Below are 17465 nucleotides of genomic sequence, written 5' to 3'. Positions count from 1 at the left end.
CCCGATGGGTTTCAATCTTTCCGCCTGGGCGCTGCGCAATCGCCAGATCGTACTGTTCCTGATGCTTTTGCTGGCAATCGTCGGCGCACTGTCCTACACCAAGCTTGGCCAGAGCGAAGACCCGCCCTTTACCTTCAAGGCCATGGTGATTCGAACCAATTGGCCGGGGGCGACCGCGCAGGAAGTCTCGCGCCAGGTCACCGAGCGCATTGAAAAGAAACTGATGGAAACCGGCGAGTACGAACGCATCGTCTCGTTCTCCCGACCGGGCGAATCCCAGGTCACGTTCATTGCCCGTGACTCCATGCACTCGGTGGATATCCCGGAGCTTTGGTATCAAGTGCGCAAGAAGGTCAGCGACATTCGCCATACCTTGCCACCGGGCATTCAGGGGCCGTTTTTCAACGATGAATTCGGCACCACCTTCGGCAACATCTACGCATTGACCGGCGATGGTTTCGACTACGCCGTGCTCAAGGATTACGCGGACCGCATCCAGATCCAGCTGCAACGGGTCAAGGATGTCGGCAAGGTCGAACTGCTCGGGCTGCAGGACGAAAAAATCTGGATCGAACTCTCCAACGTCAAACTCGCCACCCTCGGCTTGCCGTTGGCGGCGGTGCAGCAGGCGCTTGAAGAACAGAACGCGGTGTCCACCGCTGGCTTCTTCGAAACCAGCAGCGAGCGATTGCAGCTACGGGTCTCGGGGAATTTTCAGACTGTCGATGAGATAAAAAACTTCCCGATACGGGTCGGTGACCGGACCTTCCGCATCTCCGATGTGGCCGATGTGCGCCGTGGATTTAACGATCCACCGGCACCGCGCATGCGCTTCATGGCTGAAAACGCCATTGGTCTTGCGGTGGCGATGAAGGACGGTGGCGACATTCTGGTGCTGGGCAAGGCGCTGGAAGTCGAGTTCGACCGCATCCAGAAAAACCTCCCGGCCGGCATGCAACTGCGCAAGGTGTCCGATCAGCCCGCCGCGGTGAAAACCGGTGTCGGCGAGTTCGTCCAGGTGCTGGTGGAAGCGCTGGCGATTGTATTGCTGGTGAGTTTTTTCTCCCTCGGTGTGCGCACCGGCATGGTGGTCGCGCTGGCGATTCCGCTGGTGTTGGCGATGACCTTCGCCTGCATGTATTACCTGGGCATCGGCCTGCACAAGATTTCCCTCGGCGCATTGGTACTGGCCTTGGGCCTGTTGGTGGACGACGCGATCATCGCCGTAGAAATGATGGCGATCAAAATGGAGCAGGGCTTCGATCGGATCAAAGCCGCCAGCTACGCCTGGACCAGCACCGCGTTCCCGATGCTCACCGGTACGCTGATCACCGCGGCCGGTTTCCTGCCGATTGCCACGGCGCAATCGGGCACTGGCGAGTACACCCGTTCGATCTTCGAAGTGGTCACCATCGCGCTGTTGGCGTCGTGGGTGGCAGCGGTGTTGTTCGTGCCGTATCTGGGGGAAAAACTCCTGCCGGACCTGGCGAAAATTCATGCCGCCAAACACGGTGCCGGCCAACCCGACCCTTACGCGACTCCGTTTTATCAGCGTGTTCGACGCCTGGTGGAATGGTGCGTGCGCTGGCGTAAAACAGTGATCACCGCCACCGTGGTGCTGTTCATTGCTTCCATCGTGCTGTTCCGTTTTGTGCCGCAACAGTTCTTCCCGGCATCCGGCCGACTGGAGTTGATGGTCGACCTGAAACTGGCTGAAGGCGCGTCCCTGAGCAACACCGCCGATGAGGTCAAACGCCTCGAAGCGCTGCTCAAGGACAAAGCCGGCATCGACAATTACGTGGCTTATGTCGGCACCGGTTCGCCGCGCTTTTACCTGCCGCTGGATCAGCAGCTGCCTGCCGCGAGCTTCGCCCAATTTGTGGTGTTGGCGAAAACCATCGAGGAGCGCGAGAGCCTGCGCACCTGGTTGATTGCCACGCTGAACGAGCAATTCCCGGTCTTGCGCTCGCGGGTCACGCGTCTGGAAAACGGCCCGCCAGTGGGTTACCCGGTGCAGTTCCGGGTGACGGGCGAACACATCGAAGAAGTTCGGGCGCTGGCGCGTAAAGTCGCGACCAAGGTTCGTGAGAACCCGCATGTGGTCAATGTGCATCTGGATTGGGAAGAGCCGAGCAAAGTCGTGTACCTGAACATCGATCAGGACCGCGCTCGGGCACTTGGCGTGAGTACCGCAAATCTGTCGAAGTTTTTGCAGAGCTCACTGACCGGTTCCAGTGTCAGCCAGTACCGCGAAGACAACGAGTTGATCGAGATCCTGCTGCGCGGCACGTTGCATGAGCGTACCGAGCTGTCGTTGCTGCCTAGCCTGGCGGTGCCGACCGACAACGGTCGCAGCGTGGCGCTTTCGCAGATTGCGACGCTGGAGTACGGCTTTGAAGAGGGCGTGATCTGGCACCGTAACCGCTTGCCGAACGTGACCGTTCGTGCCGACATTTATGGCAAGGAGCAACCGGCGACGCTGGTGCAGCAGATCATGCCGACGCTTGATCCGATCCGCGCTGAATTGCCGGACGGTTATTTGCTGGATGTCGGCGGTACGGTCGAGGATTCCGCCCGTGGGCAGAATTCGGTGAAGGCCGGGGTGCCGTTGTTCATCGTTGTGGTGTTGACCTTGCTGATGCTGCAATTGCGCAGCTTTTCGCGCACGGCGATGGTGTTTCTGACGGCGCCGTTGGGGCTGATCGGGGTGACGCTGTTCTTGATGGTGTTCCGTCAGCCGTTTGGCTTCGTGGCCATGCTCGGGACCATCGCGTTGTCAGGGATGATCATGCGTAACTCGGTGATTCTGGTGGACCAGATCGAGCAGGATATCGCGGCGGGGCTCAAGCCTTGGCAGGCGATCATCGAGGCGACGGTGCGGCGGTTCCGGCCCATTGTGTTGACGGCGCTGGCGGCGGTGCTGGCGATGATTCCGCTGTCGCGCAGTGTGTTTTTCGGGCCGATGGCGGTGGCGATCATGGGGGGGTTGATTGTGGCGACGGCGTTGACGTTGCTGTTTTTGCCGGCTCTTTATGCTGCCTGGTTTCGGGTTAAGAAAGAGAGCGTTTGACTTGGCGGCCTCTGGGCCGACCATGCTGTGGGGTGGTTGAGTACATATCCGTTGCTGCGGTAACGGCGGCTTAGGGTTTCGCCCTTACGGCGAGTCACTTTTTTTACAAGCGCCTAAAAAAAGTAACCAAAAAAACGCTCGCCCCTTACGTACGGCCCCTCGCTAAGGCTCGGTGTTCCTTCGCTCCGGCATTCATCCGGGGGCATCGCCTCCGGTTGGCTTCGCTTCAACCTCCTCTCGATGTGTGCGGCTTCGCCGCACGGCGCTGCGCGCCTCCCCCCCGGATAAATGCCTCCACTCAGCCTGCCGATGGGGCGGGTGGATCAAGAGCGGCAGGCGAGCTAACGCTCGGCCTGTGGAGTGGGGAAGAGCAGGGGTGTACGCCGCTTTGCTTTTCTGTGGGAGCCTGACAGCCAATCAATTTTCAGCAGATTTACCGATACCAATTGTGGGAGCCAGCCTGCTGGCGATGGCGGCCTGACAGCCAATCAATTTTCAGCAGATTTACCGATACCAATTGTGGGAGCCAGCCTGCTGGCGATGACGGCCTGACAGCCAACAATGTTTATTGCCCAATCAAACATTCAGACCATTCCCACAACACTTTCAGGTTGTCCGTCAGAAGGACGATCTCTAGCCTTTAACTGCCATTGTCAATTCGGTTCTCAGGCATTCGAGACAACCCCGATGAAAAACCCACCCACATTGCGGGGAAGATCCGACCCGGTATTTGATCGGCTCGGGCAGTCACCGAACAAGGAACGCCTGTCGGACTATCTCGCTCTGCTTAAACCTCTGGATGATCAGGGGCGGTATCTGCCATTCGATGCGTTGCGTTATCGCTGGGCGCCTGGGCTGGATTCGAACCTGTGTTGGGCCTTGGTCAAGAAAGCCCGCACTGCGCAGTACCTTAAGCTTTTACCCTTGGGAGAACCGCCTCGGTGGTTGCAATTTGTGCTGACGCCGCAAGCGCAGAAAGCTATTTCTGCGGTAGACCGGCAAACGACAACCGCTGTACTTGAGTACATGACCGGCCAGATCGGCGAGCGGGCGCATTTCAGTTACTTGCTCGATGACCTGATCGAAGACGAAGCCATCAGCAGCAGCCAACTTGAGGGCGCAGCCACCACGACACGTGTTGCCAAGGACATGCTCAAGCTTCATCGCCTGCCGCGCACAGTGGATGAGCGGATGGTGATCGGCAATTTCAAGATGATGAACTTCGCCTGGGAACAACGATATGAGCCTCTGAGCGTTGAGTTGATCGCGCAGATGCATCGTGTGGGTGTCGAGGGTATCGATGATGCGCGGTATTCGCCGGGAGCCTTCAGGCGCAATGATGATGTAGTGGTGCAGGACGGCGAGGGCAACACTGTTCATACGCCGCCGCCTGCTGTTGGTCTTGTGTCACGTCTGCAGGTGTTGGTGGAGTGGATCAATCAATTACATGCCAGCCCCCATCATTCGGATTACCTGCATCCTTTGATCAAAGGCTTCGCGCTGCATTTTGCCCTGGGCTACGAACACCCTTTCCGCGATGGCAACGGCCGGGTCGCACGGGCACTGTTCTATTGGTTCATGTTCAAGAATGATTTTTCGGCGTTCCGCTATATCGCCATCAGCATCCTGCTGCGCAAAGCTCCAGTGAAGTACGGCCGCTCTTATCTGGATACCGAGGCGGATGATCTGGACTTGACGTACTTCATCGATTTCCAGTGTTCGATCGTATTGAGGGCGGTCGATCGGTTCACCGAGGCTTATCGCAAAAGCCTCATCGATGCCGAACAATTTGATCTCTGGTTGCGTGAGAGTGGTTTTCTCGACCAGTTGAGCGAGAAACAACGGGCGTTGTTTCAAGTGGCCAAAAGCGGAATGGCCAAGGAGTTTACGGTGAACAATGTGAAGGAGAATCTGGGGTGTTCGTACAACACGGCGTCGGCCACGTTGAATGGGTTGGTGGCGCTGAAGTTGTTTGAGATGCGCAAGATGGGGCGGGAGTGGGTGTATTTTTTGCGGTCGGTTTCCGTGTCTTGAACCATTGTGGGAGCCAGCCTGCTGGCGATGAGGTCATGACAGTCGACTTGAACGTTGACTGACACACCGCAATCGCGAGCGGGCTCATTCCTACAGGTTTTGTGTTGTGATCAGAGCGTGCCAAACACCTTCTTCGCCAAACTGGTCGCCGCAGCCGCCGGGTTCTGGCGGATGGTTTCTTCCTGTTTACCGATCATTTCGAACAAGCCATTCAACGCCTGTTCAGTCACGTAGTTTTCGACGTTGGCGTTCTTCGCATCGACCACGCCCATGGTCGCTGCCTGACCGGCAAACGTGTTGTATTGCTTGGCCAACCCGACCTGATCGGTGGCTTGTTTGACGATCGGCAGGAACTTGGCGCGGATCTGTTCACGGCTGGTTTTGTTCAAGTACTGGGTCGCCGAATCGTTGCCGCCGCTGAGGATGCCCTTGGCATCTTCTACGGACATTTTCTTCACCGCATCCACGAGGATCGGCTGGGCCTGGGTCACGGCGGTTTCCGCGGCTTTGTTCATGCTGGTTTCCAGTTGATCGACCTGGTCACCCATGCCGAACTGTTTCATTTTGCTGGCGACTTTGCCCAACTTGCCCGGCAGTTCGATTTTCACATCCGGGTTGTTGCTGAAACCACCCGGGGTGCCAAGTTGTTTCACGGCCAGTTGTGCGCCTTGGGTCAAAGCGTCCTTGAGCCCGCCGGTGGCGTCTTTTTGTGACAGGTCGCTGAGGGACAGCGCTAGGGCGCTGGCGGAAATCATCAAACCTGCACACAGGCCGGCGACGCGTAGGGTAGGGCGGAACATGGCAACTTCCTTTATCGAAAAAGACACTCAGCGGGCCGGGTCGACACGGACCTTCACTGGCTGTGGATCGGAACCGTCCAGTCGCACGGCATGATTTTCGGTGGTGATGAACATCAACTGACCGTCGACTTCAATGCGGGCACTGACCGAGTAACGGTGGTTGGGCTCGACCTTTAACGGGTCGTAGCTCAGATGAAACGCCAAGGGTACCTGACCTTTGACGGTGCCTCGCTGTTCGTCGATGACCTTCGCCGGGGCATCGGCCAGCGAGATGTCTTGCAGGCTGACGCTAAGCACCGCGTTCGGTGGCAGCGCGATGCGTTGCAGGTAAAAGACTTCGCCGTCGAGGGAAGCCTTGGGTGCTGGTGTCGGATGCTGGCAGGCTGTGAGCAGCACCGCAGCGGCAATGAGGGACAGTTTTTTCATCGGAAGATCTCCGTATCGAGGGGCACCCCTAAACGACGGGTGCCCTGATCAATTTAGACGGTCTGGGTCGGTGGTTCGGGTTGATCGGCGGCGTCTTCACTGCGATGCACCGCCACCTGACGGATCGACAGGCGAATATCCGCCGGCAAAACCCGTTTGGCTGCACCTTCGGCCAGTTCGCCGAGCAGTTCGTGATAGCTGAGCTTGCCCGCTTCATCGCGCTTGAGCACGTCGAGGTCGAGCAGGGTCTGGATGAAGTGACGGAACAGGCTCTTGTCGAAGAATTCCGGGGCGTTGAGGCCGTGCAGGATCGACAGGCGCTGGGCCATGACCGTGCACAGGTCTTCCAGCTCTTCGGCGCTGATGCTGTTCTGGCCGCTGTTGAGCAATAGGGATACGGTCATGTAGAAGCGCTGCAAGGTCTGGGCGATGCTTTTCGACAGCAGCGTCAACAGCACGAAATGCCGCGAGCTCGGTGCCGGGCGCAGGTACACGTCGTTTTCGAAACGCAACAGGCCTTGTTCGACGAAGGCTTCCAGCCATTGATCGATCACCGCATCCAGTTCATCCAGCGACCAGCGAACGAACAACTCGGCTTGCAGGTACGGATACAGCGCGCGGGTGTAGCGCAGGATTTGTTCGCGGCTCATGCGCGAGGCGCTCTGGAAGAAACTCGCCAGCAGCGCCGGCAGGGCGAAGATGTGCAAAACGTTGTTGCGGTAGTAGGTCATCAGGACGGCGTTCTGTTCGTCCAGATACAGAATCTTGCCCAGGGCATCGCTCTGCTCGGACAGCAGATCCATGTCCTTCACGTGTTCGATCAACGTGCGGCCATCGCCTTCCGGCAAGGTGGTGTGCGGCGAATACGGGACTTTGCGCAGTAGCGCCAGATACAGGTCGAGCACGCGTGCCATGGCGCGATCATCCAGAGCCAGACGGCTGGTAGACAGCAGCGCCAGCGCGACGAGGTTGACCGGGTTGATTGCCGCTGCTTCGTTCAGATGCTGCGCGACCTTTTCGCCGAGACGGTTAGTGGTTTCGTTGAGCCAGGCCGGTTTGAACTGCGGGCCGAGTTCCTGTTCGCGCCAGTCCGGCTGCTCACTGTCGAGGAATTCCGCCAGTTTGATCGGCTCGCCGAAGTTTACCGCCACCTGACCGAAACGCTGCTTGAGCGCGCCGATGACTTTGAAAATATCGAAGATCGACTCTTTCTTCTTCGCCGCACCGCGCAATTCGCCGAGGTAGGTCCGGCCTTCCAGCACGCGCTCGTAACCGATGTAAACCGGCACGAACACGATCGGCATGCGCGACGAACGCAGGAAGCTACGCAGGGTGATCGCCAGCATCCCGGTCTTCGGTTGCAGCATGCGCCCGGTGCGCGAACGGCCACCTTCGACGAAGTACTCCACCGGAAAACCTTTGGTAAACAGGGTGTGCAGGTATTCGTTGAACACCGAGGTGTACAGCGGGTTGCCCTTGAACGTGCGGCGCATGAAGAAGGCACCGCCACGACGCAGCAGGCCGCCGATCACCGGCATGTTCAGGTTTATGCCAGCGGCGATGTGCGGTGGGGTCAGGCCGTTACGGAACAGCAGATAGGACAGCAGCAGGTAATCGATGTGGCTGCGATGGCATGGCACGTAGATCACTTCGTGACCCTGAGCGACCTTCTGCACGCCTTCGATGTGGTTGACCTTGATGCCGTCGTAGATCTTGTTCCAGAACCAGCTCAGCACCACTTCCATAAAACGGATCGCAGTGTAGGTGTAGTCCGAAGCGATCTCGTTGCCATAGCGCAGGGCCTGGGCCTTGGCTTTTTCCGGCGAGATGTTCTCGCGCTCGGCTTCGTCGAGGATCGCTTGTTTGACCTGTGGCTGGTTGAGCAGGCCTTTGACCAGGTTGCGGCGGTGGGAAATGTCCGGGCCGATCACCGCGGCCTTCAGGTTGCGAAAGTGCACCCGCAGGATGCGCTGGGCCATGCGCACGGTGCGCTCGTGGCCCTTGTTGTGTTCGATCAGCTCGCGCAGGTGGATCGGCGCGGAGAACTGCACGCGGGTCTTGCGTCCCAGGACGATGATGCTCAGCAAGCGACGCAGACGGCCGGTGACGGCCCAGCTATCAGCGAAGAGGAGTTTCCACGGGCTATTTTCGCTGTCCGGCGACTGGCCCCAGAACACGCTGACCGGAATGATCTGCGCATCTTCGGCGGCGTTCTGGCTCAAGGCGCTGACCAGGCGGGTCAGTGTCGGCGGAGCGCCGCGTTTGTCCTGGCGGCCGAGCCAGTCCGGGTCGGGAGTCAGGTAGAAGAACGCAGCGGGTTCCAGCAGATTACCCACGGACACCGGCAGTACCGGGCGCGGCAGGCCGGCCTTGCTGCACTCGGTGTCGACCACGGCGAGGTCGGTCAGCGAGGGGTTTTGCAGGACGTAGAACACCGGACGACTGCGGTCGAGGTTGAGGGTGAACGACGACTGGTTGATCGTCTCGGAGCGAACCCAGAGGTACAACAGTCGGCGCAAGGTGCCAAACACAAGACGGCGGAACGGGGAGCGGGTCATACGGCTTCTGCGTGAGTGAGTAAAACCAAGCAATTGCTTGGGGCGCCGATAGTGTGCCGGATTCGCCGAAAATCGGCAAAAAAGCCCGCAAGTAAACTCTGTTGAGAGTTTTAACGCCTGACATATACTCGGCGCTCTGTGGCCGTCGCCCTCATGGGGCCGGTATGTGCAGGCTGACGTTCCCGAGGCTTTCCTGCGAAAAGCCCGATCAATAATAAAAAGGGAGTATGAACAAATGGCAACACGTGAAACCGGCAATGTGAAGTGGTTCAACGACGCCAAGGGCTACGGCTTCATTCAGCGCGAAGACGGGGTGGATGTGTTTGTGCATTACCGCGCGATACGCGGTGAGGGCCACCGTTCGCTGACCGAGGGTCAGCAGGTTGAGTACGCGGTGGTGGAAGGGCAGAAGGGGTTGCAGGCTGAGGATGTTGTAGGTCTGTAACCTTCAAGATCAAAAGATCGCAGCCTGCGGCAGCTCCTACAGGTGTACACATAACCTTGTAGGAGCCGCCGCAGGCTGCGATCTTTTTGCTTTTATGCGGTTTTCCAGGTGATTTCTTCTTCACCATCGGCGCTGATACGAATCCAGCGATCCGCCGTCTCTTCGCCTTCTTCCTCGACCCAGGTACCCGGCGCACAACGCACTTCAACGTTCAGCGCGGCAAACGCGGCGCGGGCGCAGGCGATGTCGTCGTCCCACGGGGTCTGGTCGCTTTCCAGGTACAGGCTGTTCCACTTTCCTACGGCTTTCGGTAACCAGGTCACCGGAACGTTGCCCGCCTTGCACTTGTAGGTCTGGCCTTTCTGGACCCAGTCGGTGCACGGACCCAATGCCGCACCAAGCCATGCGGAAATGGCTTTGTGGTCGACGTCGGCGTCCTTCAGGTAAATCTCGATATCGGGTTGGCGCATGGATGTCCTCACTGCGTGTCTGAAAAATCCATTCGCGGATTTAGCCGGCACCGGGCATTCGCCCGGAACCAAAAGTTATTGAAGAACGAAATAATCGTAGCGCATCGACACGGTGGTCTCGAACGGCTCGGCCTGCTCGATCACCGCTGCACGACGCTCGGCACTGGCACGCCAGCCGTGGGGCGTCATGGCCAGCAGGTTGGCGCGGTCTTGCGGTTTGTCCAGTGTCAGTTTGAACGTCAGCGTCTCGCTGTGCGCCAGCGTCATGCCTTCCGGAACCAGGTCCAGATGCTTGTCGTCAATGTACTCGCGAACTTCGTCATACAGCCGCTCGCGCAGTTCCATCAAGTGGCCACTGGTCGGACCGACTTTCATCAAGCCGCCGCCGACGCTGAGCAGGCGCTTGGCCTCGTCCCAGTCCAGCGGGCTGAAAACGCTCGCCAGGAACTGGCAACTGCCGGAAGCCAGCGGCACGCGGGCCATGCTGGCGATCAACCAGGTCAGTTGCGGATTGCGTTTGCAGGCGCGTTTGACCGCTTCCCGGGAAATGTCCAGGGCGTAGCCATCGGCTTCCGGCAAGGCATCTGCGATCTGCGCGGTGTAGTAACCCTCGCCACAACCGATGTCGAGCCAGCGTTGCGGCGCATAACGCGCGGCCAATTCCGCCAGGCGCTTTGCCACCGGCGCATAGTGGCCGGCATTCAAGAAGTCACGGCGGGCTTCGACCATTGCCTGGTTATCCCCAGGGTCGCGGCTGTTCTTGTGCTGCACCGGCAACAGGTTCAGGTAACCCTGGCGCGCACGGTCGAAACGGTGCCCGGCGGGGCAGCCCACGCCGTTGTCCACCGCGCTCAGCGGTTCGCTGCAGATCGGGCAGGCAAGCATCAGGCGAGCAACTTGATCATGGTCTGGTAGTAAATTTCGGTCAGCACGTCGAGGTCGGCTGCCAGTACACGCTCGTTGACCTGGTGGATGGTCGCGTTGACCGGCCCCAGCTCAACCACTTGCGTGCCCATGGTCGCGATGAAGCGGCCATCGGAGGTGCCACCGCTGGTGGACGCTTTGGTTTCGCGACCGGTGATGTCCTTGATGCTCGACGACACCGCGTCGAGCAGTGCGCCCGGCTCGGTGAGGAACGGCAGGCCGGACAATGCCCAGTCGACGTGCCAGTCCAGGCCATGCTTGTCGAGGATGTCGGCAACGCGCTTTTGCAGGCCTTCAACGGTGGATTCGGTGGAGAAGCGGAAGTTGAACACCGCCACCAGATCGCCCGGGATGACGTTAGTTGCACCGGTGCCGGAGTTGACGTTGGAGATCTGGAAGCTGGTCGGCGGGAAGAAATCGTTGCCGTGGTCCCAGTGCTCGGCGGCCAGTTCGGCCAGGGCCGGGGCGGCGAGGTGGATCGGGTTCTTCGCCAGGTGCGGGTAGGCCACGTGACCTTGCACGCCGCGCACGGTCAGTTTGGCGCCGAGGGAGCCGCGACGGCCGTTCTTGACCACGTCGCCCACCAGCGTGGTGCTCGATGGTTCGCCGACGATGCACCAGTCCAGTCGCTCGTTGCGCGCGGCCAGACGCTCAACCACAGCCTTGGTGCCGTGGTGTGCCGGGCCTTCTTCGTCGCTGGTGATCAGGAACGCGATTTTGCCCTTGTGATCCGGGTAGTCGGCGACAAAGCGCTCGGCGGCCACGGTCATCGAGGCGAGGCTGCCTTTCATGTCCGCTGCGCCACGGCCACAGAGCATGCCGTGTTCGTCGATCACCGCGTTGAACGGGTCGATCTGCCAAGCGGTTACCGGACCGGTCGGCACCACGTCGGTGTGACCGGCGAAGCACAGCACCGGGCCGTCGTGTTTGCCGTGGGTGGCCCAGAAGTTATCCACATCCTCGATGCGCATTGGCTCCAGTGCAAAACCGGCATCGCCCAGGCGTTGCATCATCTGCTTCTGGCAATCGGCGTCGACCGGCGTCACGGACGGACGGCGGATCAGGTCGATGGCGAGTTGAAGGGTCGGCGAAAGGTCGGCGTGGGCCGTCATGTAATAACTCCGGGTGCGCACGGTAAACCTGTAGGAGCTGCCGCAGGCTGCGATCTTTTGATTTTGTTTCATGAAATCTACAGCAAGATCAAAAGATCGCAGCCTGCGGCAGCTCCTACCGAGTTTGTTGGCATTGAAAAAGGCGGTCATTCTAAAGCAAAACGGCGGCCCGAAGGCCGCCGTTTGACGTTAACCGTTACCGATTATGCTGTTGCAGGCTCAGGTTTGGCCGCAGGTTTTGGCAGCGACGACAGGAACGCCATGATCAGCGCTGCGACGTACGGCAGCGATTGCACCAGCAGCATGGTCACCCAGAAACGCATGTCGTTGCTCGGCAGGCCCTGCACCAGGAAGATCCCCAGCGCCGCGCCCCACAGCAACAGCATGATGAACATCTCTTCCCGGGCTTCCGAAATTGCCACCCAGAAGCCGTGGTTATCGGCATTCTTCGGCGTGCGGAAGAACGGAATGCTGCTGGTGAAGAAACCGTACAGCACCGCTTTGGCGATGGTGTGCGACAACGCCAACCCGGCCAGCGCCGCGCAGAACGCATCCTTCAGGTTCACGCCGACGGCGCGACGGTAGAGGAAGATGATCTTGCCGACCTTGAACACGAACAGCGCCAACGGCGGGATCGCAAAAATCAGCAGTGGCGGATCGACCCGTTGCGGCACGATGATCATCGCTGCCGACCACAGTAGCGCGCCGACGGTGAAGAAGATGTTCATGCCATCGGCCACCCACGGCAACCAGCCCGCGAGGAAGTGATAACGCTGGCCACGAGTCAGTTCGGTGTCCTTGCCACGCAGCAGGCTGGCGGTGTGACGCTTGATGATCTGAATCGCACCGTAGGCCCAGCGGAAACGCTGCTTCTTGAAGTCGATGAAGGTATCGGGCATCAGACCCTTGCCATAGCTGTCGTGGTAATACGCAGCCGACAAACCTTTTTCGAACACGCGCAGACCCAGTTCGGCGTCTTCACAAATGCACCAGTCGGCCCAGCCCAGTTCTTCAAGCACCGAGCGACGGGTCATGGTCATGGTGCCGTGCTGGATGATCGCGTCACGGTCGTTGCGGGTGACCATGCCGATGTGGAAGAAGCCTTTGTACTCTGCGTAGCAGAGCTTCTTGAAAGTGCTTTCGTTCTGGTCGCGATAATCCTGCGGCGATTGCACCACGGCGATTTTCGGGTCGGCGAAGTGCGGCACCATGTGTTTGAGCCAGTTCGGGTGAACACAGTAATCGGAGTCGATCACGGCAATCACTTCGGCGTCCTTGGCGGTGTGCGGAATAAGGTAGTTCAGCGCGCCGCCCTTGAAGCCTGCCAATGGCGCGACATGGAAAAACTTGAAGCGCGGGCCAAGGGTTTTGCAGTAGTCGCGCACCGGTTCCCAGACCGCCGGGTCTTTGGTGTTGTTGTCGATGATCAGGACTTCGAAGTCCGGATAGTCGAGGTTGGCCAGGGCGTTGAGGGTCTGTTTGACCATCTCCGGCGGCTCGTTGTAGCAGGGCACGTGGATCGAGACTTTCGGGCGGTACGTGGAATCGCCCACCACCGGCAAGAATTCACGACGGCGTTTGTGCACCCACACGGCTTCGGCCAGTTCATGGGCTTCGGTGAGCAACACGATGAACACCCCGAGCGCACCGAGGGCGAGCAAGAATCCGACCGTCAGACTGAACCAGGTGCTGTATTGCTGGCTGTAGTCGTAGCCGATCCACACCAGCACCGAACCGCACAGGAACGCGATGAAGGTCAGGAAGGTGCGGCCGCGCTGACGCAGGGCCGAGCCGTCGATCATCAGCAGGGTCAGCGACAGCAGCGCCAATACCACCGAACCGATGGCCAGCACGCGCCATTGCGGAATCGCCACGACCGGGCCTTCGAAGTTGAATTTCTGCTGACGCGCGGCGTTGAACACGCCCCAATAGGCGCCCACCGAACCTTCGTCGCTGGCTTTCCATGGCTGGTCAAACGCTTCGATCACGAAGTAGTTGAAGCCTTGGCGGTTGAGCTTGTTGACCAGAGTGCGCAAGTAAATCGCCTGATCGGCCGGCGATGCATCGGCACCACCGCGCATGCGACCGTTGCTTGGCCAGCCCACCTCGGACAGCAGCAGCGGTTTTTTCGGGAACATCTTTTTCAGGTCTCGGGCACGGTCGAGGACGAACTGACCGGCCTTGTCCACCGGAATGAATTCCCAGTAGGGCAGAACGTGCGCGGCGATCAGGTCGACGTGCTTGGCCAGTTCCGGGTGTTCTTCCCAGACGTGCCATTGTTCGGAGGTGGTCACCGGCACTTTCACGGCGGCACGAACGCGGTCCAGCAAGACGCTCAGTTCCTGGGCAGTGATTTCCTTACGGAAGATCGCCTCGTTACCGACCACCACGCGAACCACACTGCGCGAGGAGTTGGCGATTTCGATGGCGCGGGTGATTTCCCGCTCGTTCCGTTCCTGGTCAGGGCTGATCCAGATCCCCAGCGTTACCCGCAGGCCGAACTCTTCCGCCAGCTTGGGGATGTTCTCCAATGTGCCGTCGACCGAGTAAGTACGGATGTTGTCCGTCAACTTGCTCATGATCTCAAGGTCGCGACGCATCTGATCGTCGGTCGGGTACTGTTCTTTTTGTGGGAACTGGCCCTGCTGGAACGGCGAATACGAGAATCCGGAGATCTGCTCAGGCCAGTTGGGAGCCGTGACCGGGCGATTGATCAGCGCCCAGAAGCCGGTAAACAAGGCAGCGATGGCGAGCACCACCACCAGGTTGAGTCCAAATTTACGCGATGACATAGTTATTTCGGGTTCCAAAGGCTGTGGAACAGTAAGAACATTGGCGATCGCCAAGGGGCGCGCATCCTACACTGGCGGTTCTCTGAACGTACAGCGCACAGGGAAATGCCGGACGTTGGGCAACCCAAGTCGGTTTAAGTTCTTTCGTTAGAGCGCGTCAGGCAAATCTTCGTTCGATGTCGTTTTCGTGGAAGATGCCCGTTCATAGCGCAATGATGCTCTTGGCCGCCGACGGCCCTATAATGCGCGCCGGTTTTTAGGGTAATGGTCATGAGTACAGAAGATCCGCGGTTTGCAGGCATCGCCCGTTTGTATGGCATCGAAGGCCTTGAGCGCTTGAAGGCTGCCCACGTGGCGATCGTTGGCGTCGGTGGCGTGGGTTCCTGGGCGGCGGAAGCCATGGCCCGGTGCGGTGTAGGCGAGATTTCGTTGTTCGACCTCGACGACGTTTGTGTCAGCAACGCCAACCGCCAGTTGCACGCACTGGACAGCACCGTCGGCAAACCCAAGGTCGAAGTGATGGCCGAGCGCCTGCGCGGCATCAATCCGGACTGCAACGTGCATGCAGTGCCGGACTTCGTCACCCGCGACACTATGGCCGAATACATCACGCCGAACATCGACTGCGTGATCGACTGCATCGACAGCGTGAATGCGAAAGCCGCGCTGATCGCCTGGTGCAAGCGCCGCAAGATCCAGATCATCACCACGGGCGGCGCGGGCGGGCAGATCGACCCGACACTGATCCAGGTCTGCGACCTGAACCGCACGTTCAACGATCCCTTGGCCTCGAAAGTGCGCTCCACGTTGCGTCGCGACTACGGTTTTTCACGCACGGTGACCCGTCATTACAGCGTGCCTTGCGTGTTTTCCACCGAGCAACTGCGCTACCCAAAACCGGACGGCAGCATTTGCCTGCAGAAAAGTTTTGTCGGTGATGGCGTGAAGCTCGACTGCGCCGGTGGGTTTGGCGCGGTGATGATGGTGACGGCGACGTTCGGCATGGTCGCGGCGACCAAGGCTGTGGATAAGATTGTGGCGGGTGTGCGGCGGCCGGCAGAACGGGTTAAACCGTAGGAACTGCCGAAGGCTGCGATCTTTTGATTCGGTGCCAGTGTTGAACGCTAAAGATCAAAAGATCGCTGCCTTCGGCAGCTCCTACGCGTCGCTTAGGCTCCGCATCCGCTGGAGCACTGCATTGAGGCCATTACTGCGCGATTGCGACAACTGCCGGCCCAATCCCAACTGATTGAACCAGTCCGCTAAATCCACCTGCTGTAGCTCAACAGCCGACAATCCGTTAACCCGTGCCAGCAACAACGCCACCAATCCACGAATCAACCGTGCATCGCTGTTGGCACTGAATTGCCAATGGCCATCGCGCAATTCGCCCACCAGCCACACCTGACTTTCGCAGCCATGCACGCGGTTGGCCTCGCTCATTTGCGCATCGCTCAATGCGGGCAGGCGTTCGCCCCATTGCATCAGCAAGCGCGCGCGTTGTTCCCAGCCAGCGGCAGCTTCGAAGGTTTCGAGCGCGGTGACGGCATCGGCAGGCAAGTTCATCGCAACAACTCCAGCGCTTGATCCAGCGCCTCAAAAAACCGCTCAAGGTCTTCGGAATCGTTGTACAGCGCCAACGACACCCGAATCGCCCCGGCCAATTCATAGCGTTTGAGCAGCGGCATGGCGCAGTGATGACCGGCACGCACGGCGATCCCTTGTTCGGTCAGCAAATGCGCCAGGTCCGAGTTATGCACACCCTCGACGGTAAAACTGGCCAGCGCCAGTTGCGGCTTGCCCAGCAAACGGATGCCGTTGCGGGCCTCAAGACCTTTGAGCAGGTAGGCATGCAAGGCGGCCTCATGGGCGCACACCGCGTCCTGATCGAGCCCGGCCAGATAGTCCAGGGTCGCGCCAAGACCAATCACACTGGCGATGGGCGGCGTCCCGGCCTCGAAACCCAGAGGCGCCGGGCGAAACCGTGCGTCGTGGTAATTGGCATCCAGCACCATTTCACCGCCGAACTGCCACGGCCGCAGTTGTTGCAGCGCTGCATTGCGGCCGAACAATACGCCGAGGCCATCGGGACCGTAGAGCTTGTGGCTGGAAAATACATAGAAGTCGCAACCCAGTGCCTGCACGTCATGGCGGCCATGGACCACACCTTGGGCGCCGTCGATCACGGTCAGGGCGTTGTGCGCCTTGGCCATCGCCAGCAGTTCGGGTAACGGCTGCCAGGCGCCAATCACGTTGGACAATTGGCTGACGGCCAGCAGACGTGTGCGCGTGCCAATCATGCCTGCGGCTGCTTCAAGGTCGATCACGCCGTCGGTATCCAGCGGCAGGATCACCAGTTTCAGGTCGCGACGGTGCGCCAATTGCTGCCACGGCAGCAGGTTGGCGTGATGCTCCAGAGCGCTGATGACAATTTCATCGCCCGGATTGAAAAGGTGTTCCAGGCCATAGGCCAGGAGGTTCAGCGCGGAAGTCGCGCCGTGGGTGAAGATGATCTGCCCGCAGTCGCCCGCATTGAGCCATTGTGCGGCTTTACGTCGACTGTCCTCGAACGCCTGGGTGGCATGCGCGCCAGGCAAATGTTGCGCCCGATGCACGTTGGCTGTGCCGTTGGCGTAGTAATGCGTCAGGGCATCCAGCAGGGCTTGAGGTTTTTGCGTAGTGGCGGCGTTGTCCAGATAGGTCTGGTCTTGCCGTTGCAGGGCGGCGATGGCCGGAAAATCGGCGCGCCAGGGAGAGGGAATCATCATGCTATCGAGCCCTGGTGAACATGGGCGGGGTGTACACGACACCTTGTGGGAGCGAGCCTGCTCGCG

The 17465-nt window shown here is 59.6% G+C and carries 13 protein-coding genes; 4 read left to right on the top strand and 9 right to left on the bottom strand.

Annotated features, from left to right (window positions below; translation table 11 throughout):
* The first annotated feature begins 4 nt into the window (after positions 1-4).
* Both KVG88_RS08305 and KVG88_RS08300 read left to right on the top strand, forming a co-directional pair.
* Positions 5-3070, top strand: a complete 3066-nt coding sequence (locus KVG88_RS08305; protein WP_217871055.1) for an efflux RND transporter permease subunit — start codon at positions 5-7, stop codon at positions 3068-3070.
* A 687-nt stretch (positions 3071-3757) separates the two neighbouring features.
* A complete protein-coding gene (locus KVG88_RS08300) occupies positions 3758-5104 on the top strand; it encodes a Fic family protein (RefSeq protein ID WP_217871313.1) in 1347 nt (448 codons plus the stop codon).
* Positions 5105-5214: 110 nt separating this feature from the next.
* On the opposite strand, the gene KVG88_RS08295 is transcribed toward KVG88_RS08300, so the two are convergent.
* From KVG88_RS08295 to plsB, 3 genes are read right to left on the bottom strand one after another with little or no spacing between them, the layout of a single operon-like run.
* The gene (locus tag KVG88_RS08295) at positions 5215-5904 is read right to left on the bottom strand and encodes a DUF4197 domain-containing protein (RefSeq protein ID WP_150702056.1); all 690 of its coding nucleotides are present in this window, start codon (positions 5902-5904) and stop codon (positions 5215-5217) included.
* Between the two features lie 27 nt (positions 5905-5931).
* Positions 5932-6330 carry a YbaY family lipoprotein gene (locus KVG88_RS08290; protein ID WP_217871054.1) on the bottom strand — a complete coding sequence of 133 codons (399 nt, stop codon included), beginning with the start codon at positions 6328-6330 and terminating at the stop codon, positions 5932-5934.
* 53 nt (positions 6331-6383) lie between these two features.
* Positions 6384-8888, bottom strand: a complete 2505-nt coding sequence (plsB, locus tag KVG88_RS08285; RefSeq protein ID WP_217871053.1) for a glycerol-3-phosphate 1-O-acyltransferase PlsB — start codon at positions 8886-8888, stop codon at positions 6384-6386.
* A gap of 235 nt (positions 8889-9123) precedes the next feature.
* Here plsB and KVG88_RS08280 point away from each other — a divergent pair, with 235 nt between their 5' ends.
* Positions 9124-9333, top strand: a complete 210-nt coding sequence (locus KVG88_RS08280; RefSeq protein ID WP_007954750.1) for a cold shock domain-containing protein — start codon at positions 9124-9126, stop codon at positions 9331-9333.
* 92 nt (positions 9334-9425) lie between these two features.
* Here KVG88_RS08280 and KVG88_RS08275 read toward each other — a convergent pair whose 3' ends face one another.
* From KVG88_RS08275 to KVG88_RS08260, 4 genes are all read right to left on the bottom strand, one after another.
* Positions 9426-9803 (bottom strand): hypothetical protein, encoded by a 378-nt coding sequence (locus KVG88_RS08275; protein ID WP_046041100.1) that lies wholly within the window; start codon positions 9801-9803, stop codon positions 9426-9428.
* Positions 9804-9878: 75 nt separating this feature from the next.
* Positions 9879-10688 carry a putative RNA methyltransferase gene (locus tag KVG88_RS08270; protein WP_217871052.1) on the bottom strand — a complete coding sequence of 270 codons (810 nt, stop codon included), beginning with the start codon at positions 10686-10688 and terminating at the stop codon, positions 9879-9881.
* A complete protein-coding gene (gene dapE, locus KVG88_RS08265) occupies positions 10688-11839 on the bottom strand; it encodes a succinyl-diaminopimelate desuccinylase (protein ID WP_150704222.1) in 1152 nt (383 codons plus the stop codon). The genes KVG88_RS08270 and dapE overlap by 1 nt, the downstream gene beginning before the upstream one ends.
* Positions 11840-12042: 203 nt before the next feature.
* Positions 12043-14631, bottom strand: coding sequence for a glycosyltransferase (locus tag KVG88_RS08260; protein WP_217871051.1), 2589 nt, complete (start codon positions 14629-14631; stop codon positions 12043-12045).
* A gap of 264 nt (positions 14632-14895) precedes the next feature.
* Here KVG88_RS08260 and tcdA point away from each other — a divergent pair, with 264 nt between their 5' ends.
* On the top strand, positions 14896-15708 hold the full coding sequence (tcdA, locus tag KVG88_RS08255; RefSeq protein WP_150704224.1) for a tRNA cyclic N6-threonylcarbamoyladenosine(37) synthase TcdA: 813 nt from the start codon (positions 14896-14898) through the stop codon (positions 15706-15708).
* 81 nt (positions 15709-15789) lie between these two features.
* Here tcdA and KVG88_RS08250 read toward each other — a convergent pair whose 3' ends face one another.
* Entirely contained in the window at positions 15790-16197 is a 408-nt protein-coding gene (locus tag KVG88_RS08250; RefSeq protein ID WP_150704225.1) for a SufE family protein, read from the bottom strand.
* A complete protein-coding gene (locus KVG88_RS08245) occupies positions 16194-17399 on the bottom strand; it encodes an aminotransferase class V-fold PLP-dependent enzyme (protein ID WP_150704226.1) in 1206 nt (401 codons plus the stop codon). Before KVG88_RS08245 ends, KVG88_RS08250 begins: the two co-directional genes overlap by 4 nt.
* Positions 17400-17465: the final 66 nt, after the last annotated feature.

This window comes from Pseudomonas azerbaijanoccidentalis (genome assembly GCF_019145495.1).
Taxonomy (GTDB): domain Bacteria; phylum Pseudomonadota; class Gammaproteobacteria; order Pseudomonadales; family Pseudomonadaceae; genus Aquipseudomonas; species Aquipseudomonas azerbaijanoccidentalis.
The sequence above is the reverse complement of the archived record's forward strand: the minus strand, read 5'-3'. Positions and strand labels throughout refer to the sequence as shown.